Source organism: Streptomyces sp. EDA2-14, from assembly GCF_054963755.1.
Genome location: NZ_JBUEGE010000001.1, coordinates 490,507 through 510,285, shown reverse-complemented (window position 1 = coordinate 510,285; position 19,779 = coordinate 490,507). Strand labels below are relative to the sequence as shown.

Genomic DNA, 19,779 nt, shown 5'->3' with positions numbered 1-19,779 from the left:
ACGGCATTACCGGTGGCCCCACGCGCGCGGGCGCCGGGCCACCGGTGGGCGGTCACTGGCCGGTGTAGTTCTGGCCGAGCACCACGGACACGTCCGCGTTCCTCGCCGCCTTGCCCTTCGTCACGGAGGACGTCGGCAGGCCGAGGGTCTTGGCGACCTCCACGGCGTCGTTCTTGTGCGCGGCGTCGGCGTAGGTGACCCGGGAGGTCGCGACGGCCGTTCCGGTTCCGCCCGAGACGAACGTGTAGCCGCCGTTGACCAGGGCGACGCGGGCCTTCTCGGTGCGGGCCTTGTCCCCGGTGGCGTTCTCGATGCCGACGCGCAGCGAGTCGCCGTTGGACGGGGACTTCACGGTGCCGCCGAGCACGTTCTCGACCACGGAGTTCGCGGTGGAGCGGGAGATGGCGCCGCCGCTCTGCACCGGCAGCACCTCGCTCTTGTAGTCGCCCTCCTTGGCCCGGTCGGCCAGCTTGGCGAGGAAGGCGCCGAGGTCCTTCTCGGTCAGCGACGGGTCGAGGATCTGGGCGAGCGTCTGCACGGTGGTCGTCGCGGCCTGCGGGTCGGACGACAGCTTGCGCAGCACGCCCTGCATGACCTGGCCGAACCGGTTCAGCTGCGCCGTCTGCGGCTCGCCCTTGGCGCGGTACGTCGCGTACGCCACGGCGGCCTGGCCGCTGAGGGTCTGGTTCGCGCCCTTGTGGACGAGCACGGTGCCCTTCTTGCTCGGGTCGGGCACGCTCACGTCCGTGGTGACCTCGATGTTCCCGACGAGTTCGACGAGGTTGTTGAGGTACGGGGTGTCGAGTCGCCAAGTGCCCTGGATGTCGGTGCCGAGCAGGGTGTCGAGGGCGTCACTGGTGCCGGAGGAGCCGTCGTCGTCGACGGACTTGGCGAGCGTCGTGTTCGCTCCGTCGTCGTCCGACAGGGCGAGCGAGTTCGGCAGCAGGACGGAGGTGGCCCGCTTCGTGGTGGTGTTGTTCACGAGCAGCGCCGTGGACGTGCCGCCGCCCTTGGTGTTGTGCAGGTGGACGACGATGACGTCACGGTTCTGCGGACCGGTCGCGGCGGCCGTGCCGGTCTTGCCCGCCTCCTTCGACAGGAACGGCAGCTTGCCCTGGTACCAGAGGTAGCCGGCGCCGCCGACCAGGCACAGGGCGAGAACGACGACGAGGGCGATGCCCCGGTTGCGGCTGCGGCGCCGCGCCTCCTCGCGCCGCTCGGTGCGCGATTCGGTGAATTTCAGCCAGTCGATGACGTCTTCGGAGTCCTCGTCGGGCTCTTCGACGAAGTCGAACTGCTCGGTGCGGTAGTCACGGTCCGCGTGCGAGGACGGCGAGGACGGGGGAGGCTGCGGCGCCCGCGGGGGCTGCGGGGCCGCCTGCGGCGGGGTCTGCTGCGGCTGCGGCGCGGGCGGCGGGGTCTGCTGCGGAATGTACGCGGTGGCCTGCTGCTGCGCGCCGTACGGGTCGTACGAGGACTGCTGCGGAGGCTGCTGGGGCTGCTGTCCCGCCGACTGCTGCCGGCCGCTCGCGTACGGGTCGTAGCCGTATCCGTACGGGGAGTTCTGGTCGTACGACGGGGCCTGCTGAACCGCCCGGTAGACCGGCTGGCCAAACTCGTCATAGCCGACCAGCTCGTAATTCTGCTGGTCGTAACCGTCGTATCGGTCGTTCACCGATGCCCCTCTCGGCGGCGTCTGGGTTCAGTCGCCTCGGTACAGCTGGCGCTTGTCGATATAGCGCACCACACCGTCCGGCACCATGTACCAGATGGGGTCCCCCTTGGCGACCCGGTCACGGCAGTCCGTGGACGAGATGGCGAGCGCGGGGACCTCGACGAACGAGACGCCGCCCTCGGGCAGCCCGGGATCGGCCAGCGTGTGCCCCGGCCGCGTGACTCCGATGAAGTGTGCCAGGGAGAACAGCTCGTCGGTGTAGCGCCAAGTGAGGATCTGGCCGAGGGCGTCTGCACCCGTGATGAAGAAGAGGTCGGCCTCGGGGTTGAGCTGGCGCAGATCGCGCAGCGTGTCCGTGGTGTACGTCGGACCACCGCGGTCGATGTCGATGCGGCTCACCGAGAACTGCGGGTTCTCGGCGGTCGCGATGACCGTCATGAGGTAGCGGTCCTCGGCCGGGGAGACCTGCTTGTCACTCTTCTGCCAGGGCTGCCCGGTGGGCACGAACACCACCTCGTCGAGGTCGAACTGCGCGGCGACCTCACTGGCCGCCACCAGGTGTCCGTGGTGGATCGGGTCGAACGTTCCGCCCATGACGCCGAGGCGTCGCTTGGCCGGTGAGGCCCACTCGTGATCCGGGCCGCCGGCCGGGTTGTTGACCGGGCCGGTAGGCATGTCCTGCGCTCCCATGCGTGCAGAGCCTACTGGCCCGATCCCACTGGTTCCGCCCGGGCTAGCGGTCGCGGTTGAAGCGGGTGGTGATCCACAGCAGCAGGAGCAGGATGATGAAAGCGGCACCACCCGTCACCAGGGGGCTGATGCTTTCGTGGTTGCCGCCGTTCTCGCCCTCGGCAGCGAGGGTGGCGAGCTGGGCAGCGGTGCTGTGGAGGCTCATCTTCAGCAGGACCTATCCGGTGTGGGATCGGGATAAAGACTTCTGACCCATCGTAAGCGGTGGGCTCAGTCGTCGCGCTTGTAGCCCCGCAACAGGAACCAGGCGAGGAAGGCCGCGCCCAGGACGCCCACGATCAGTACGGTGCGCAGCAGGTTCCCCGCGCCCTGGTCCGACGCCGCGCTGATGACGTGTTCGATGTGTTCCATGACGGTTCGCTCCTTCTGTGTGCTGCCCCGTCACGGTATATCCGCCTAGTCTGGATCCCACCTTGGGGGCACGCCCGGACACGACGAGACACGTCGCACACACGGAACATGGGGGAAGTCGGATGCCCGACGAACCGAACGAGCAGCACGGACACGTACCCAGCAGGCAGCGCCGACGCTTCCCGGGAATCTCCTCGCGGGCGTACGAGCACCCCGCTGACCGCTCAGCGCTCGTGGCACTGCGCAAGCTGAGCGGGTTCGACACGGTCTTCAAGGCGCTGAGCGGACTGCTGCCCGAGCGCAGCCTGCGACTGCTGTTCCTGTCGGACTCGGTGCGGGTCTCCGACGAGCAGTTCGCGCACCTCAACACGATGCTGCGGGACGCCTGTTACATCCTGGACCTGGAGAAGGTCCCGCCGATGTACGTCAATCAGGACCCGCAGCCGAACGCGATGTGCATCGGCCTCGACGAGCCGATCATCGTCGTCACCACGGGACTTGTGGAGCTCCTCGACGAGGAGGAGATGCGGGCGGTCGTCGGCCACGAGGTGGGGCACGCGCTGTCCGGCCACGCGGTGTACCGGACGATCCTGCTGTTCCTGACGTCGCTGGCGCTGCGTGTGGCGTGGATCCCGCTCGGCAACCTCGCGATCATGGCGATCGTGACGGCGCTGCGCGAGTGGTTCCGCAAGTCCGAACTCTCGGCGGACCGCGCCGGGTTGCTCGTCGGCCAGGACCTGAACGCGTCGATGCGCGGCCTGATGAAGATCGCGGGCGGCAACCACCTGCACGAGATGAACGTGGACGCGTTCCTCAAGCAGGCCGACGAGTACGAGGCCGGGGGCGATCTGCGCGACTCCGTGCTGAAGATCCTGAACGTGCTGCCGCGTTCGCACCCGTTCACCACGGTGCGGGCCGCCGAGCTGAAGAAGTGGGCGGCGACCCGTGACTACCAGCGTCTGATGGACGGCCACTACCCGCGCCGCAGCGAGGACAAGGACACCTCGGTGACGGACTCGTGGCGCGAGTCGGCCTCGCACTACACGGACAGCGTGAAGACCTCGAAGGATCCGCTGATGAAGCTGGTCAGCGACATCGCGGGCGGCGCGGGCGACCTGGGCGGCCGGGTGCGGCGCGGCTTCGGGAACTTCGGCACCGGCAACGGCGGCGGCAACTCCGGGAACCACAGCACGACCGGCGACGACGGCGAGAGCTGAGGCCTACACCTTCGGCTGGGCGTCCGGTGCGAGCGCGCCGCACAGCGCGGTCGCACTGTCCGTCGCGTACGGGTCGGTGCCCGCCGGGCCGCCCTGCTGGGCGCTCTGGCCCGCGAGCAGCGGGTGCAGATATCCGGCGGCGTCGGACGAGCAGGCCTGCGGGCCCGCCTGGACGTAGGAGACGACCAGCTCGGTCTGGTGGTTGCGCAGGTCCTGGCGGTCGAAGCGGAAGTGCATGGAGCGGCGGACGGTGAACAGGGACGCCTTGGTCTTCTCGCCGTCGGCCGCCTTCGCCGTGGGCCGCAGCGCGTAGACGAACGTGTGGTCCGAGGTCACTTCGAGGGTGTTCGCATCGGTCTCGGTCACGCGCAGCGCGCCGCGCACCCGGATGCGCGGGTCGGCGAGCGCGGTCTGCGCGGGGTCGAAGCGGACGAGCCAGCCGGTGGCGGCGTGCCGGCCGTCGGTCATCGGCCTGTTGACGCTCTGGTCGAACTGCGGGAGCTGCTGGGGGTCGATCAGCGTCCGCACCGGGCGCACGGCGCCGTGCGTGAGCACGTCGGGGTCGAGCGAGGAGTCGACGAGGTAGTCCTTGGCCGTGGTCAGCGCGGCGACGACCTGGCTGTCGGAGAAGTGCGCGGTGGCCTTGGGGTCGTCCGGGAGGTCGATGGCGCGGGCCGCGCGCTTGAAGTGGGCGGCGGGGCTGTGCTCGTACAGTTCGTTGACGGACTCGGAGCCGGGGACGCGGCCCGTCGGGGCGAGCGGGATGACGGTCATGCGCAGCGGCTCGGTGTTCCGCGCGACCGGGGTCGTCCGGTAGGGACTGCGTACGCCCATGTAGACCGCGGTACCGAACGCGACCACGATCAGGACGACGAGTATGACGGCCTGCCGGGTGAAGCCGCGGCGCAGCACGGGCAGACGGCGCACGGCCGGTGAGTGGTCGCCGATACGCTCCCGGGCGGAGAACTCCTGGAGCCGGGCAGCCTTGACGAACGATTCGTCGAATACGACGGATCGGTACTCTTCCTCACTGCCGCCACCGCCGGGACCGCTTTCCGGTGTCCCCTCCGGTGGGTCTCCTGGCCCGCTCATACCTTCAGGGTAGGTCTCCGCGACGCGAGGTAAACGCCCTGGTGCGCGTCAACTTTCCAGACCCCCGTGAGAGCGCCCCGAGCGCCCCCTCAGGGGGTCTTCGGGACCGCCGAGACGGCGGGCTGGGAGTAGTCCGCGGAGGCGGAGGGCGTACCCGGAACGTTCTTCTCCAGTTCGGTCGTCGCGGGCGGCGGCACCTCGTCCTGACTGCCCGACGACGCGCCCCGGTAGACGGCCGTGAAGGCGAGGGCGACCATGCCGATGCCCATCAGCAGGGCGAGCGCCCAGGCGACGGGCCTGCGCCAGCGGATGCCGCCCGACCGGCCGTCCCGGTCGAGCTCCTCCTCGTACAGTTCGTCCGACTCGTCCGTGTAGCAGCCGAAGTCGCCGTCGTCGCCCCGGCCGTACCCGTCCACGTCGTCGTAGAACTCGTCCTCGGGGCCCGGACGTATGCGCGCCCTGCGGGCCTCGGCCTCCTGGGCCTCGGCGCGCGCCTGCGCGGCGGCGAGCAGCCGCTCGACCGCGGTGGGCTCATGGACCTCGGCAGCCTTGACGAAGTCCTCGTCGAAGACCACGGAGGCGAACTCTTCGTCCCAACCCCCGCGGTCCTGGTCGTCGTCGGGCTCCCAGCCGTCCGGGAACGGCGAGCCCCCCACGTCCTCCGGCACGCGTCCAGCCTAGACCGAAGGGGTCAATTTGGGCAGACCGTGCGGGAATTCAACGAGTGTGGCCGTCGCCCGTGACGATGTACTTCGTGCTTGTCAGCTCCGGCAGGCCCATCGGCCCGCGGGCGTGCAGCTTCTGCGTGGAGATCCCGATCTCGGCGCCGAAGCCGAACTGGCCGCCGTCGGTGAACCGCGTCGAGGCGTTCACGGCGACGGTCGTGGAGTCGACGAGCTGCGTGAAGCGGCGGGCCGCCGCCTGCGAGGTGGTGACGATGGCCTCGGTGTGGCCGGAAGACCACAGGCGGATGTGCTCGATCGCCCGGTCCATGTCGTCGACGACCGCGGCCGCGATGTCGTGACTGAGGTACTCGGTCTCCCAGTCGTCGGGGGTCGCCTCGACGACGGTCGCCTTGGAGCCGCCCGCGTACTGGGCGATCCGCTGGTCCGCGTGCACGGTGACGCCCGCGTCGGCGAGCGCGTCGAGGGCGCGGGGCACGAAGGCGGCGGCGATGTCCTTGTGGACGAGCAGGGTCTCGGCGGCGTTGCACACGGAGACGCGGTGCGCCTTGGAGTTGACGAGGATGTCGACCGCCATGTCGAGGTCGGCTTCGGCGTCCACGTAGACGTGGCAGTTGCCGGTGCCGGTCTCGATGACGGGGACGGTCGAGTTCTCGACGACGTTCTTGATCAGCGAGGCGCCGCCGCGCGGGATCAGTACGTCGACCAGGCCGCGGGCGCGCATCAGCTCGGTCACCGAGTCGCGGCTCTCGCCGGGGACGAGCTGGATCGCGTCGGCGGGCAGACCGGCGCCGCCGACGGCGTCGCGGAGCACGCGCACCAGCGCGGTGTTCGACTCGTACGCCGAGGAGCTGCCGCGCAGCAGGACCGCGTTGCCCGACTTGAGGCAGAGGGCGGCGGCGTCGACCGTGACGTTGGGACGGGCCTCGTAGATGATGCCGACGACGCCGAGGGGCACGCGGACCTGGCGCAGGTCGATGCCGTTCGGGAGGGTGTTGCCGCGCACGACCGTGCCGACCGGGTCGGGCAGGGAGATGACGTCGCGCACGTCGGAGGCGATGGCGCGGACGCGCTCCGGGGTCAGGGTGAGGCGGTCGATGATCGCCTCGGGGGTACCGGCCTCGCGGGCCTTGGCGATGTCCTTGCCATTGGCCTCGACGATTTCCGCGGTACGCACTTCCAGGGCGTCGGCGATGGCGCCGAGGGCGTCGTCCTTGTGGGCGCGCGGCAGGGCGGCGAGATCGTTGGCCGCGGACCTTGCGCGGTACGCGGCCCGGGTGACCGGGGTCATCGAGTCGTACGGGTTCAGCGGCAGCGACGTCATGCTCCGCAGGGTATCCGGGGTGTGGGGGCGGTCCACCCGGTGTTTCGGGAGTTGAGACATGGCTCAAAACGGCCCGGGCCACAGGCGTGGAGGTTTCCGCCTCGTCGCGGCCCCCGCGCCTCTTCTGCCTAGAAGGGGTGGACGCCCACTGGAGTGGCCGGCAAGGGACCGTAGCCCTCCGCGATGCGCTGGTGGTAGGTCTGGCGGTCGATGACCTCCAGGCCGACGATCTCCCAGGGCGGGAGCTGCGAGGTGCGGCGGTGCTCGCCCCACAGGCGCAGCGCCACCGCCGCCGCGTCGTGCAGGTCGCGGGCCTCTTCCCAGTAGCGGATCTCGGCATGGTCGACCGCGTAGCGGCTCGTCAGCAGGAAGGGGTGGTCGTGCGCGAGCTGTTCGAGGCCGCGGCGCACCTCCGCGATCGGCGCCTCCGCGCCGGAGACGCTGAGGGTGACGTGCCACAGGCGGGGGCCCTCCTCCGCGTTCCCCTCAGTGGCCGCCTCTCCCACGGTCTCCCCCGCGGACTCCTCCTCGTACGCGTCTCCCGCGGCCACGCTCGTCAGAGCCCGCTCCGCCGACCTTCGGGGCCCCTTGGACGCGACCCCCGGGCGCGCTCGTCTCACGACGGCCTCCTTTGCGCAATGGTCGTGCGGACCTTCCCTGGATGAACTCCCTGCCTCAAGAGTTGAGCAGGACACGGAGCTTCTTGGGGCGGTTTTGGGGAAGGTCCCCCGCGGGTGGCAGGCTTTCGGCCTTTCACACAGGCGGTTTCGAAGGCGCGCGGCCCGTTTCAAGCCTGGAGGATGACCAGGTCGTCCCTGTGTACGACTTCCCGTTCGTAGGCCGGACCGAGGTCGCGGGCCAGCTCGCGGGTGGAGCGGCCGATCAGCTGCGGGATCTCCTTGGCATCGAAGTTGACGAGCCCGCGGGCGACCGCGCGCCCCTGCTCGTCGCGCAGCTCGACCGGGTCGCCCGCGGCGAACTCGCCCTCCACGGCCGCGATCCCGGCGGGCAGCAGCGACTTGCGCCGCTCGACCACGGCCCGTACGGCGCCGTCGTCGAGGGTGATCGCGCCCTGCGGCGTCGAGGCGTGCTGCAACCACAGCAGGCGGTCGGCGCTGCGGCGGCCCGTGCGGTGGAAGTGCGTACCGGTGTCGCGGGCGGCGAGGGCGTCGGCGGCGTGGCTGGCGCTCGTCAGCACCACGGGGACACCGGCCGCCGCGGCGATCGAGGCGGCCTCGACCTTGGTGACCATGCCGCCGGTGCCGACGCCCGCCTTGCCGGCCGAGCCGATCTTGACGTGGGCGATGTCGGCGGGGCCGCGCACGTCGGCGATGCGGGAGGAGCCGGGCTTGCTGGGGTCGCCGTCGTAGAGGCCGTCGACGTCGGAGAGGAGGACGAGGAGGTCCGCGTGGACGAGGTGGGCGACGAGGGCCGCGAGCCGGTCGTTGTCGCCGAAGCGGATCTCGTCGGTGGCCACCGTGTCGTTCTCGTTGACGATCGGGAAGGAGCCCATCGCCAGGAGCTGGTCGAGGGTGCGCGAGGCGTTGCGGTGGTGGGCGCGGCGCGCCATGTCGTCGCTCGTCAGGAGGACCTGGCCGACGCGGACGCCGTAGCGGGCGAAGGAGGCGGTGTAGCGGGCGACCAGGAGGCCCTGGCCGACGCTGGCCGCGGCCTGCTGGCGGGCGAGGTCCTTGGGGCGGCGGGGCAGGCCCAGCGGGGCGAGTCCGGCGGCGATGGCACCCGAGGAGACGAGGACTATCTCCTTCTCGCCGCCTCCGCGGTGCTTGGCGAGCACGTCCACGAGGGCGTCAACGCGGTCCGCGTCCAGTCCCCCCGCCGCCGTGGTGAGTGACGACGATCCGACCTTGACGACGATCCGGCGGGCGGCCGCCACATCCTGCCGCGCCGCTGCTGCTGCCCCAGTTGATGCCCCTGACATGCCTGGCAATGTACGTGACCTGCCGCTTCGACCGCTCTTGGGTTTCGAGGTACGGACAGGGCCGTGGACGCCGGGTAATCAACGCAGGGAATCGGTCCCTGTTCTTTCACGCCATTTGCCCTTGTTTCCCCTGCTTGCGGCCCTGGAGGATTGCTAGGGGGCCACTGAAAGTCATACGGTCAGTGGTCAGCATTTCCGCGAGGTGGACCTCCCCCACGGTCCCCCCACCCTCCGAGACCCCCTGCCAGGAGCCCAGCCCGTGCCCTCCGCCGGACGTGCCTCGCGCCGCCTCGTACAGCTTTCCGCGCTGTTCACGATGTTCGCGCTCTATGTGGCCCAGCTCGTCAGCGCGCTCGTTCCGTATGTGCCCGTCTTCGTCGCCGCGAGCGCGGCCGGACTCGCTCTAGACACTTATCTGCAGTACAAGCAGCCGGGGCTGCTCTCGCTGCTCGGCAAGATCCGCTTCGACGTGACGGTGCGGCAACTGCTGCGCGACATGCTGATCTTCGTCGGCCTGCTGCGCATCCACGGCATCAACCCGCTCGACGAGCAGGCGCCGCTGCTGGTCATGGTGCTGGCGATGTACCTGCTGCACTTCGCCTGCCAGGCGGCCGCGGTCCTGGTGCGCCGCTCCCGCACGCTGCCGATCGTCACGCGCAACATCGACGCGTCCGCGCTGAACCTCTCCAAGTCGCCGCCGCGCCTCCTTGCCCGGCGCGCCGCGCACCGCCTGCTGACCTTCGCGATCCCGTCCACGCTCGGACTGGTGATCACGGCGGCGACGACCAACGCGGTGTGGGGTGTCATCGGCATCGGCGTCTCGATCGCCCTGTTCCTCCTCGGCACGGTCTTCCTCGGCACGTGGCTGCTGCCGAAGAAGCGTCCCGTGAGCGACGCCAAGGCCATCGAGTGGCTCGACAAGTGGCTGGCCGAGTACCAGCCGACCGTCGGCATGTACTTCTCCGGCGGCACCACCTCCGCGTACCAGGCGAACATGTGGCTCTCCACGCTCGCCGACGTCGACGGCAAGCCGCTGCTCGTGCTCCGCGAGCGCTTCATGGTGAACAAGATCGACGCCACCGACGTGCCGATCATCTGCTTCCCGAAGGTCGCCACGATGTTCTCCCTGGAGAACTCGACGCTGAAGATGCTGCTGCACCCGGCGAACGCCGCGAAGACCTCGCAGGTGCTTCGCATCCCCACGATCAAGCACGCCTTCATCAACCACGGCGAGTCCGACAAGCTCTCGTCCTGCAACCCGTACGCGAAGGCGTACGACGAGGTGTGGGTGGCCGGTCCCGCGGCGCGCGACCGCTACCAGCTCGCCGACGTCGGGGTGGACGACCGGGACGTCGTCGAGGTGGGCCGCCCGCAGCTGGCGCCCATCCAGCTGGCCGACGGCCCGGCGACGGGCGAGTACACCACGGTGCTGTACGCCCCCACCTGGGAGGGCTGGGACGGCAACCCCGGCAACACGTCGGTGATCCTCGCCGGCGAGAACATCGTCCGGCACCTGCTCGACGACCCCAAGGTCCGGCTGATCTACAAGCCGCACCCGATGACCGGCTCGCAGGTCCCCGCCGCGGGCGAGGCCAACCAGCGCATCATGGCGATGATCCAGGAGGCCAACACCCGCCGCTCCGGCGCGCGTCCCGGCCCCGAGGCCGCCGCCGAGCTGGAGCGCCGTGCCGAGGCGCTGAACGAGCTGACCTCCACCAAGTTCGCCAAGGGCACGGACGAGATGGAGCGGATGCTGCTCCAGGGCCGGCCCGAGGGCGACCGGGCGGCGGCGGTGGCCGAGGCGACCGCGGCGTGGGAGGAGGCGTACTGGGCGTCGTTCCCCGAGTGGGAGCACCTGATCATCACCCAGGCGCGGCCCGCGATCTTCACCTGCTTCAACGCGGCGGACGTCCTCGTCTCCGACGTCTCCTCGGTCGTCTCCGACTGGCTGAGCAGCGAGAAGCCGTACGCGGTCGCGAACACGTCGGGGCTTTCGGAGGAGGACTTCCGCTCCGGCTTCCCGACGGTGCGTGCCGCGACGATCCTCGCGCCCGAGGCGACCGAGGTTCCCGCGCTGCTCGCGACCGTCCGGGGCGAGATCGAGGACCCGCACGCCGAGGCCCGTGCGGCCCTCAAGGAGCACCTTCTCGGCCCGTCGGACCCGCCGTCCATCGACCGCTTCAACACCGCGGTACGTGCCCTGTGCGCCAAGGCGGACGAGCGGCGTGCGCGGATGGCGGCGCGGGGTGAGGACGAGATTCCGCCGACCCGTGAGGATTCCGTCGAGGAACAGGCGGCGGAGGTCGCCGAGGCGGAGCCGGAGGACACGGTGACCGCGTAGCACCTTTGCGGTGCGTGCGAAGGGGCCCGGGAGATGTCTCCCGGGCCCCTTCGCATACCCGCGCCTCAATCGCCGGCGGGGCTTGAAAGGCCGGGGCTCCGCCCCGTACCCCGCTGCTCAATCGCCGCAGGGGCTTGAATGAGCGGCACCGTGGTGCCGCGCAACGAAAACGGGCGGGTCGCACCCATTGGTGCGGCCCGCCCGGACGACCCGGTCGCCGGAGGCTAGAAGGGTTCGAAGTCGTCGTATTCCTTTTGGGACTCGTCCCGCTCCGCCTGCCGGTCGCGGCGGCGCTGCGCGGCCGGCCGCGGCGCCTCCATACGGTGGTCCTCGCCGCGGCGCCCGAGCATCTCGGCGCCCGCCATCATCGTCGGCTCCCAGTCGAAGACGACCGCGTTCTCCTCGGGGCCGATGGCGACGCCGTCGCCGTGCCGCGCACCCGCCTTCATCAGCTCGTCCTCGACACCGAGGCGGTTGAGCCGGTCGGCGAGGTAGCCCACGGCCTCGTCGTTGTTGAAGTCGGTCTGGCGCACCCAGCGCTCCGGCTTCTCGCCGCGGACGCGGAACAGCGGCTCACCGTCGGCGTCCTCGCGCTTCACCGTGAAGCCCGCATCGTCCACGGCCTTCGGCCGGATGACGATCCGGGTCGCCTCCTCCTTCGGCTTGGCGGCACGCGCCTCGGCGACCAGCTCGGCGAGGGCGTACGACAGCTCCTTGAGGCCCTTGTGGGCGACGGCCGACACCTCGAAGACGCGGTAGCCGCGCTCCTCCAGGTCGGGCCGCACCATCTCGGCGAGGTCCTGGCCGTCGGGCACGTCGATCTTGTTCAGCACGACCAGCCTCGGCCGGTTCTCGAGACCGGCGCCGTACTCCTTCAGCTCCGCCTCGATGACGTCGAGGTCGGACACCGGGTCGCGCTCGGACTCGAGCGTCGCCGTGTCGAGGACGTGCACGAGGACGCTGCACCGCTCGACGTGCCGCAGGAACTCGAGGCCGAGGCCCTTGCCCTGGCTGGCGCCGGGGATGAGGCCGGGGACGTCGGCGATCGTGTAGACGGTCGAGCCGGCGGTGACGACGCCCAGGTTCGGGACCAGCGTCGTGAACGGGTAGTCCGCGATCTTCGGCTTGGCGGCGCTGAGCACCGAGATCAGCGAGGACTTGCCGGCGCTCGGGTAGCCGACGAGGGCCACGTCGGCGACGGTCTTGAGCTCCAGGACGACGTCGCGCAGGTCGCCGGGCACGCCGAGGAGGGCGAAGCCGGGCGCCTTGCGGCGGGCCGATGCGAGGGCCGCGTTGCCGAGGCCGCCGCGGCCGCCCTGTGCGGCGATGAACGTGGTGCCCTGGCCGACGAGGTCGGCGAGCACATTGCCCTGCTTGTCGAGGACGACGGTGCCGTCGGGCACAGGCAGGACCAGGTCCTGGCCGTCCTTGCCGGACCGGTTGTCGCCCGCGCCGGGAGCGCCGTTGGTCGCCTTGCGGTGCGGCGAGTGGTGGTAGTCGAGCAGCGTCGTGACGTCCTGGTCGACGACCAGGATCACGTCACCGCCACGGCCGCCGTTGCCACCGTCCGGGCCGCCGAGCGGCTTGAACTTCTCACGGTGGACGGAGGCACAGCCGTGGCCCCCGCTACCCGCGGCGACGTGCAGCTCGACGCGGTCCACGAAGGTGGTCATTGGTCAGTGCCTCCAGATACGGAATGTCTACTGCGTGTTACGTCTATTCAAACAACGCGAAAGGCGGACCCGCTTCCCGAATCGGGAAGTGAGGTCCGCCTCGCGAAAAATCCAGGTCGATGCGCCGTCAGGCGTTTCAGGCGACCGGGACGATGTTCACGACCTTGCGGCCACGGTGGGTACCGAACTCCACCGCGCCGGCGTCGAGCGCGAACAGCGTGTCGTCCTTGCCACGGCCGACGCCGTTGCCCGGGTGGAAGTGGGTGCCGCGCTGGCGGACCAGGATCTCACCGGCGTTGACGGCCTGACCGCCGAAGCGCTTCACGCCGAGCCGCTGAGCATTGGAATCGCGCCCGTTCCGAGTGGACGATGCGCCCTTCTTGTGTGCCATCTTGTCTCAGTCCCTTACTTCGCAGCCGTGGGGATACCGGTGACCTTGATCGCCGTGTACTGCTGACGGTGACCCTGGCGACGGCGGTAGCCGGTCTTGTTCTTGTAGCGAAGGATGTCGATCTTCGCGCCCTTGTGGTGGTCCACGACCTCGGCCTGGACCTTGATGCCGGCCAGCACCCACGGGTCGCTGGTCACGGCGTCGCCGTCGACAACGAGCAGCGTAGAGAGCTCTACGGCGTCGCCAACCTTGGCGGTGGAAATCTTGTCAACCTCAACGATGTCGCCGACAGCAACCTTGTGCTGGCGACCACCGCTGCGCACGATGGCGTACACGCGGATCTCTCTCTCGCTCGGAACGGAACCCCCGCAGTCCAGCCGCGCGAGGCGGCCTCTCCCGGATTTCACGAGGAACTCCGGGAGGAAAAAGGTTTACGGGAGTGAGGCGCATCTATGGACACGCCGACGGTCAAGGTTACGGGGCGCCCCACAGAAGGGCAAACCGGCCCCCTGACCAACGGACTCACGTGGTCTTGACGGTCTTGGTCTCACCGTCCTGCGGCAGCGTCTTGACGCCCTTGCACAGGTTCGTGCTGTCCGAGGCTCCCGGATACGCGACGCCCCACACCTTGTTGAAGTGCTGCACGTACGTGTTGTGCACTGAGTCGTCGTCGATCTTGACGTACGCCTCGTCGTTCTCGCGCAGCGCCGGGTTCGAGGCGTTCTGCGAGCCGGTAAAGGTGATCTTGTTGCGCGCACCGTCGTACACGCCGTCGATCGCCACGTACTTGGTGTGAATGATGTACGGCGTCGTCGGCGAGGTCCGCGGGTCGTTGTAGCAGCGCACCGGCGGGGCGCCGGTCGCGTGCATCGACTTCCAGGTGCCGCTGTCGGACGTCGCGTACTCGATCTGGACGGTGCAGCCCGCCTTCTTCAGCGAGACCAGCTTGTCGGCGATGGCCTGCCGGGTGATCTGGAAGATCGCGGCGCGCACGACCGTCTTCTTCGTGGCGCCGGTCGCCGCGTCCTTGTAGGTGCACGAGACGTTGTTGAGCACCGAGTGCAGCGTGTCCGTGGAGTTCGTGGTGCCGGCCCGCGGGAAGAAGTACGCCTTGTAGTGGCCGTTGCTGACCGTGCGGTAGTCCCAGTTCGCCCAGTCCTTGACGGCCATGTCGTCGAAATAGTCCGCGTACGCGTTGTACAGGACCCGGTTGTTGGGCAGCTGGAGCGCGTCGTTGAAGAACTTCGTGCTCGCGGACGGCGTGGAGTTCGCCGTGGTCTGCACGACGACGTTCGTGGCGCCCTCGACGGCAGAGAACAGCCAGAACTTGTTGTGCATGATCGACTTCCCGAACTTCGGGTCGCCGAGGCAGGACTTGTCCGTGGGGCAGAGCTGCACGAAGGAGGGGTTGGCGCGGCTGGTGCCGAAGAGCGCGACCAGCTGCGAGTACACCGTGTTGTCCGGCCGGTCGGTCTTGCTGGTGGAGTCGAGCAGGATCTGCACCCGCACGCCGCGGTCCCTCGCCCGCTTCAGCGCGTCGACGATCGTCTGCTCCCACACGTGGAAGACGGCGACCTTGATGGTCGAGCCGGGCAGCGCCGCGTCCGTCAGTTCGACGAGCCGGGTGCGGATGGCGTACTGCTCCTGCGCGGTGCCCAGCGGGTTGTTGAAGATCGGGCCCTCGGTCCAGGTGCGCGTGGTGTCCGCCTGCGCGGTCCCCTCGGCGACTCCCGCCTGCACCCCGGCCGCCGAGAGCACGGTGGCCAGGGCCACCGCCTGCCGTCCGCCCTTGGCCGGCTTCGCGGCACGGTGCCGGCCCGTGCCTCTGAGACGCATGTGCGCCATCACGTTCCCTCCCCTGACACAGACACGCGTCTCCCCAACGCCCGCCCATGTCCTTCACTTGTATGACCGCCTGATTTTTACAGGCGGTTGCCCGTGCACCAAGAGGCGGGGGTCACATCGCGTGCACTTCGCGACATCTCACCGTCACCCCCGCACCACGTCCCTCGTACGACGACGCCCCCGCACAGCAGCGCTGTGCGGGGGCGTCGCGGCCCGGTCCGGGCTGGTGACCTCGGGCCCTACTCGGCCGCGGCCGAGACGGACGGCAGCGACTGCTGCTCGGCCGCCGCGGTCTTCTTCGCGGTCGTCTTCTTGGCCGTCGTCTTCTTGGCGGTGGTCTTCTTCGCCGTCGCCTTCTTGGCCGTCGTCTTCTTGGCGGCCGTCTTGGTCGCGGCCGTCTTCTTGGCGGCCGTCGTCTTCGACGCGGTCGTCTTGGAGGCGGCCGTCTTCTTGGTGGCCGTCTTCTTCGCCGTCGCCTTCTTGGCCGCCGTCTTCTTGGCGGTCTTCTTGGCGGCGGGCGCCTCCTCGGCCTCCGCAGGGGCGTCCTCGGCGGGCGCCTCGTCGGCGGCCGACGGGACGACCACGACGGCCGTGTCCTCGGCCGCGGTCGGAGCGGCGGCCTTGCGGACGGCGCGACGACGCGGACGGGCCGGGGCCGCGGACTCGGTCGCCTTCGGCTCCTCGGGCTCGACGGCCTTCGGCTCCTCGGGCGCCCTGGTCTCCTCGACGACCGGCTCCGTGACGGTCACCGCGGCGGCCTCCTCGGAGGACGACTTCGGCGAACCGGCGGGAGCCGACGCCTTGCGCGTGGCACGACGGCGCTGACGCGGCGCGGGGGCCTCGTCCTGCACCGGCTCGGGGGCGACGGCCTCGGCGGCCTTCGGCTCCTCGACGACCGGCTCGGGCGCCGGGGCCTCGGCCTCGACGACGACCGGCTCCTCGGCCTTCTCGGCACGGTCGCCCTTGTCGCCCTTCGCCTTCCTGCCGGACTTCGCCGGCTTCTCGGCCTCCGCCTTCGGGGCACCGGCCGGGGCCGACGCACGCCGCGTGGCTCGGCGCCGCGAACGGCCACGGCCTGCCGCGGCCTCCGCCTCGGCGGCGCTGGAGTACAGCTCCTCGTCGGGGACGAACTCGGGCTCGGGCAGCGCCACGGGGGCGGCGGCCTCCGCGGCGACCTCGGCCTCGGACTCGGACTCGGACTGCGTGCGCTCCGCGGCCGGGGCCTGCGCCGACTCGTGGACGTGCGTCTCGTGCTGGTGGTCCGCGCCGTTGCCGCCGCGGCCGCGCTTCTTGCGCTTGCCGCCGCCACCGTTGGACGCAGGCTGCTCCATGTGCACGATGACGCCGCGGCCGTTGCAGTGCACGCAGGTCTCGGAGAAGGACTCCAGGAGGCCCTGGCCGACGCGCTTGCGCGTCATCTGGACGAGGCCGAGCGAGGTCACCTCGGCGACCTGGTGCTTGGTCCGGTCCCGGCCCAGGCACTCCAGCAGGCGGCGCAGGACGAGGTCCCGGTTGGACTCCAGGACCATGTCGATGAAGTCGATGACGACGATGCCGCCCAGGTCGCGCAGCCGCAACTGGCGCACGATCTCCTCGGCCGCTTCGAGGTTGTTCCTCGTCACGGTCTCTTCGAGGTTGCCGCCCTGGCCGGTGAACTTCCCGGTGTTGACGTCGACCACGATCATGGCCTCGGTCTTGTCGATCACCAGGGAGCCGCCGGACGGCAGCCACACCTTGCGGTCGAGCGCCTTGGCGAGCTGCTCGTCGATCCGGTACGTCGCGAAGACGTCGACCTCGGACGTCCACTTGGACAGGCGGTCCGACAGGTCGGGCGCCACGTGGTTGACGTAGCCGTGGATGGTGTCCCACGCCTCGTCACCGCTGACGATGACCTTGGAGAAGTCCTCGTTGAAGATGTCGCGCACGACGCGGACGGTCATGTCCGGCTCGCCGTACAGCAGGCTCGGCGACGACGTCGAGATCTGCTTCGACTTCTTCTGGATGTCCTCCCACTGGGCCTGCAGACGCTCGACGTCGCGGCGCAGCTCGTCCTCGCTCGCGCCCTCGGCGGCGGTGCGCACGATGACGCCCGCGTCCTCGGGAACGATCTTCTTGAGGATGGTCTTCAGACGCGCGCGCTCGGTGTCGGGCAGCTTGCGGCTGATGCCGGTCATCGAGCCCTCGGGCACGTAGACCAGGTAGCGGCCGGGCAGCGAGACCTGGCTGGTCAGGCGGGCGCCCTTGTGGCCGATCGGGTCCTTGGTGACCTGCACGAGCACGGACTGGCCGGACTTCAGGGCGGTCTCGATGCGGCGCGGCCCGTTGGCCATGCCGAGCGCCTCGAAGTTGACCTCACCGGCGTACAGCACCGCGTTGCGGCCCTTGCCGATGTCGATGAAGGCGGCCTCCATCGACGGCAGCACGTTCTGGACCTTGCCCAGGTAGACGTTGCCGACGTACGAGGTCGACTGCTCCTTGTTGACGTAGTGCTCGACGAGGATGTCGTCCTCGAGCACGCCGATCTGGGTGCGCTCGCCCTGCTGGCGGACGACCATCACGCGCTCGACGGCCTCGCGGCGCGCCAGGAACTCGGCCTCGGTGATGATCGGGACGCGGCGGCGCCCCTGCTCCCGGCCCTCGCGGCGGCGCTGCTTCTTGGCCTCAAGACGCGTGGAGCCCTTGATGGACTGCACCTCGTCCGAGGCGGCCGAGCGCTCGGCCTTCTCGTCCTTCTTGCGCGGCTCGCGGACCTTGACGACCGTGCGCTCCGGGTCGTCGGTCGAACCGTCGCCCTCGGAGGACGCGTCACCGGCGCGGCGGCGACGGCGGCGACGGCGACGGCTGCTGCTCGAACCGCCGGAGCCGGCGGACTCGTCGCGCTGCTCGTCGGAGTCGGCGCCGTCGTCGTCGGAGTCGGAGGCGGTGGCCTCGGAGTCCTCGTCGGAGCCGCCCGCCTCGTTCTCGTTCTCGGAGTCGTGCTCGGCGTCGGCGGACTCGCCGCGGCGACGGCGACGGCCGCCCCTGCGACGGCGGCGGGCCGGGCGGTCCCCGTGCTCGTCCTGCTCGTCGTTCTCCTCGGACCGCTGGTCCTGGTCCTGGTCCTCGGCCTCGGCCGGCTCGGCCTCGGTCTCGGCGGCCGGGGCGGCCTCTGCGGCGGGCTGCTGCTCGTCGGAGGCGCGACGGCGGCGGCGACGGCGCGGCCCCAGGTCCTCCTCGACGACGGCGGCCGGCTCGGCGGCGGGCTCGGGCCGCTTCTCCTCGGCGGCCTCGGCCGCGGCAGCGGCGGCGGCCCGCTCCGGCGTCTGGAACATCGGCTCGGTGAAGACCGGCGCCTGGAACGTGGCGACGGAGGGCCGCTTCGGGCGCGACTCGTCGTCCTTCTCGTCCCGGCCGGCCTTGGCTCCGCCCTTCTTGGCGGTCTTCGGCTCGGCGAAACCGCCGGCGGCCTTGCGGGTCGCGCGGCGACGGCCGCGGCGCGGCGACTCGTCCTCGGCGGCGGCCTCGCCCTCCGTCTCGGCGGCGATGGCGTCGGAGACCTCGGGGGGCGCGGCGGGCGTGCTGGGCGCGGCGGCGCCACGGGTGGCGCGGCGACGGTTGCGGCGCGGCGCGCCGGACTCCTCGGCGGCGACCGGCTCGGCGGCGGGCTCCGCGGCGGCCTCGGGCTCGGCCTGCGGCTCCTCGGCCGGTGCGGCCTGGGCCGCCGGGGCCTCCTGGGCAGCCGGAGCCGACGTGGTGCGGGTGGCGCGGCGGCGGCTGCGACGCGGGGCGGCGCTCTCCTCGGCGGCGGCAGGCTCCTCGGTCCGCTCGGCCTGCTGAGCCGCGGCGGGCTCCTCGGCCACGGCGGGCTCGGCCTGGGCGGCGGCCTCGGCGGTGGGCGCCGACACCGTGCGCGTGGCACGGCGGCGACGGCGCGGCGCGGCGGGCTCCTCGGCGGCGACCGGCTCGGCGGCGGGCTCGGCGACGGCCTCGGTGGGCTCCGCCACCACGGTCGTCGGCTCGGCCTGCGTGGGCGCACCGGCGGGCGCGGAGGCGCGGCGGGTGGCACGGCGGCGCGGCCGGGCCGCGGGCTCGTCGGGGGCCTCGGCGGCCGGGGAAGCCGCGGGGGTCTCGACGGGCGCCTCGTCGGCGGCCGGAGTCTGTGCGGCAGTGGCCGGTATGGCCACAGCGGCGTCCTCGGTGGCGGCACCGGCCGCGACCGGCGGGCCCGCGGGACGCGACGCGGCCCGGCGCCGGCGGCGCGGGGGCAGGGTGTCGCTGGGGCTGTCCAGCTCAGGGTTGGTGGGTTCGGTCTCGGGCATGCGGGTGGATCTCCCGTCGGGCCTCCGGGCGCCGCGCCTGATCCGTGACCGGTGACGTCTGCGGCTCACGCGCATCGAGTCGAGCGCGGTGCCGCCGGTCCGGGGCGCGGGCGCCGCACGGAGGCTCTCTGTCTGTTCTCGCCGGTTCCGGTACGCGATGTACGTACGGCCTGGCGAAAGTCCTTGGGTGGGTGCGCTGC

The 19,779-nt window shown here is 70.9% G+C and carries 16 protein-coding genes; 2 read left to right on the top strand and 14 right to left on the bottom strand.

What is annotated here, in order from left to right:
* Positions 1 to 52: 52 nt before the first annotated feature.
* The 4 genes from ACY34M_RS02205 to ACY34M_RS02190 form a co-directional block, all read right to left on the bottom strand.
* Positions 53 to 1,675 (bottom strand): LCP family protein, encoded by a 1,623-nt coding sequence (locus tag ACY34M_RS02205; RefSeq protein ID WP_462717307.1) that lies wholly within the window; start codon positions 1,673 to 1,675, stop codon positions 53 to 55.
* Positions 1,676 to 1,702: 27 nt separating this feature from the next.
* Complete coding sequence (gene nadD / locus ACY34M_RS02200; protein ID WP_462717306.1) at positions 1,703 to 2,365, bottom strand: nicotinate-nucleotide adenylyltransferase; 663 nt, start codon at positions 2,363 to 2,365, stop codon at positions 1,703 to 1,705.
* Between the two features lie 43 nt (positions 2,366 to 2,408).
* The gene (locus ACY34M_RS02195) at positions 2,409 to 2,570 is read right to left on the bottom strand and encodes a hypothetical protein (protein WP_462717305.1); all 162 of its coding nucleotides are present in this window, start codon (positions 2,568 to 2,570) and stop codon (positions 2,409 to 2,411) included.
* Positions 2,571 to 2,635: 65 nt separating this feature from the next.
* Entirely contained in the window at positions 2,636 to 2,776 is a 141-nt protein-coding gene (locus ACY34M_RS02190; protein ID WP_462717304.1) for a hypothetical protein, read from the bottom strand.
* A 122-nt stretch (positions 2,777 to 2,898) separates the two neighbouring features.
* On the opposite strand from ACY34M_RS02190, the gene ACY34M_RS02185 reads away from it, so the two are divergent.
* Entirely contained in the window at positions 2,899 to 3,993 is a 1,095-nt protein-coding gene (locus ACY34M_RS02185) for a M48 family metallopeptidase (RefSeq protein WP_462717303.1), read from the top strand.
* Between the two features lie 3 nt (positions 3,994 to 3,996).
* Here the strand turns inward: ACY34M_RS02185 and ACY34M_RS02180 are convergent, their stop codons facing one another.
* From ACY34M_RS02180 to proB, 5 genes are all read right to left on the bottom strand, one after another.
* On the bottom strand, positions 3,997 to 5,085 hold the full coding sequence (locus ACY34M_RS02180; protein WP_462717302.1) for an SCO2583 family membrane protein: 1,089 nt from the start codon (positions 5,083 to 5,085) through the stop codon (positions 3,997 to 3,999).
* Between the two features lie 89 nt (positions 5,086 to 5,174).
* Complete coding sequence (locus tag ACY34M_RS02175) at positions 5,175 to 5,753, bottom strand: SCO2584 family spore wall biosynthesis protein (RefSeq protein WP_462717301.1); 579 nt, start codon at positions 5,751 to 5,753, stop codon at positions 5,175 to 5,177.
* Positions 5,754 to 5,802: 49 nt separating this feature from the next.
* Positions 5,803 to 7,092 carry a glutamate-5-semialdehyde dehydrogenase gene (locus tag ACY34M_RS02170; RefSeq protein WP_462717300.1) on the bottom strand — a complete coding sequence of 430 codons (1,290 nt, stop codon included), beginning with the start codon at positions 7,090 to 7,092 and terminating at the stop codon, positions 5,803 to 5,805.
* Positions 7,093 to 7,220: 128 nt separating this feature from the next.
* Positions 7,221 to 7,712 (bottom strand): hypothetical protein, encoded by a 492-nt coding sequence (locus tag ACY34M_RS02165; protein ID WP_462717299.1) that lies wholly within the window; start codon positions 7,710 to 7,712, stop codon positions 7,221 to 7,223.
* 167 nt (positions 7,713 to 7,879) lie between these two features.
* Positions 7,880 to 9,031, bottom strand: coding sequence for a glutamate 5-kinase (gene proB, locus ACY34M_RS02160; protein ID WP_462717298.1), 1,152 nt, complete (start codon positions 9,029 to 9,031; stop codon positions 7,880 to 7,882).
* A gap of 259 nt (positions 9,032 to 9,290) precedes the next feature.
* Here proB and ACY34M_RS02155 point away from each other — a divergent pair, with 259 nt between their 5' ends.
* A complete protein-coding gene (locus ACY34M_RS02155) occupies positions 9,291 to 11,372 on the top strand; it encodes a hypothetical protein (protein ID WP_462717297.1) in 2,082 nt (693 codons plus the stop codon).
* 224 nt (positions 11,373 to 11,596) lie between these two features.
* On the opposite strand, the gene obgE is transcribed toward ACY34M_RS02155, so the two are convergent.
* The 5 genes from obgE to ACY34M_RS02130 all read right to left on the bottom strand — a co-directional run bounded on the left by obgE (position 11,597) and on the right by ACY34M_RS02130 (position 19,579).
* Positions 11,597 to 13,045, bottom strand: a complete 1,449-nt coding sequence (gene obgE, locus ACY34M_RS02150; protein ID WP_462717296.1) for a GTPase ObgE — start codon at positions 13,043 to 13,045, stop codon at positions 11,597 to 11,599.
* A 136-nt stretch (positions 13,046 to 13,181) separates the two neighbouring features.
* The gene (gene rpmA / locus ACY34M_RS02145) at positions 13,182 to 13,436 is read right to left on the bottom strand and encodes a 50S ribosomal protein L27 (RefSeq protein WP_306323873.1); all 255 of its coding nucleotides are present in this window, start codon (positions 13,434 to 13,436) and stop codon (positions 13,182 to 13,184) included.
* Between the two features lie 14 nt (positions 13,437 to 13,450).
* Positions 13,451 to 13,771, bottom strand: a complete 321-nt coding sequence (gene rplU, locus ACY34M_RS02140) for a 50S ribosomal protein L21 (RefSeq protein ID WP_306323874.1) — start codon at positions 13,769 to 13,771, stop codon at positions 13,451 to 13,453.
* A 187-nt stretch (positions 13,772 to 13,958) separates the two neighbouring features.
* Positions 13,959 to 15,281: a phospholipase D-like domain-containing protein gene (locus tag ACY34M_RS02135; protein ID WP_462717295.1), complete on the bottom strand. Its 1,323-nt coding sequence runs from the start codon at positions 15,279 to 15,281 to the stop codon at positions 13,959 to 13,961.
* A gap of 239 nt (positions 15,282 to 15,520) precedes the next feature.
* The gene (locus tag ACY34M_RS02130; protein ID WP_462717294.1) at positions 15,521 to 19,579 is read right to left on the bottom strand and encodes an Rne/Rng family ribonuclease; all 4,059 of its coding nucleotides are present in this window, start codon (positions 19,577 to 19,579) and stop codon (positions 15,521 to 15,523) included.
* Positions 19,580 to 19,779: the final 200 nt, after the last annotated feature.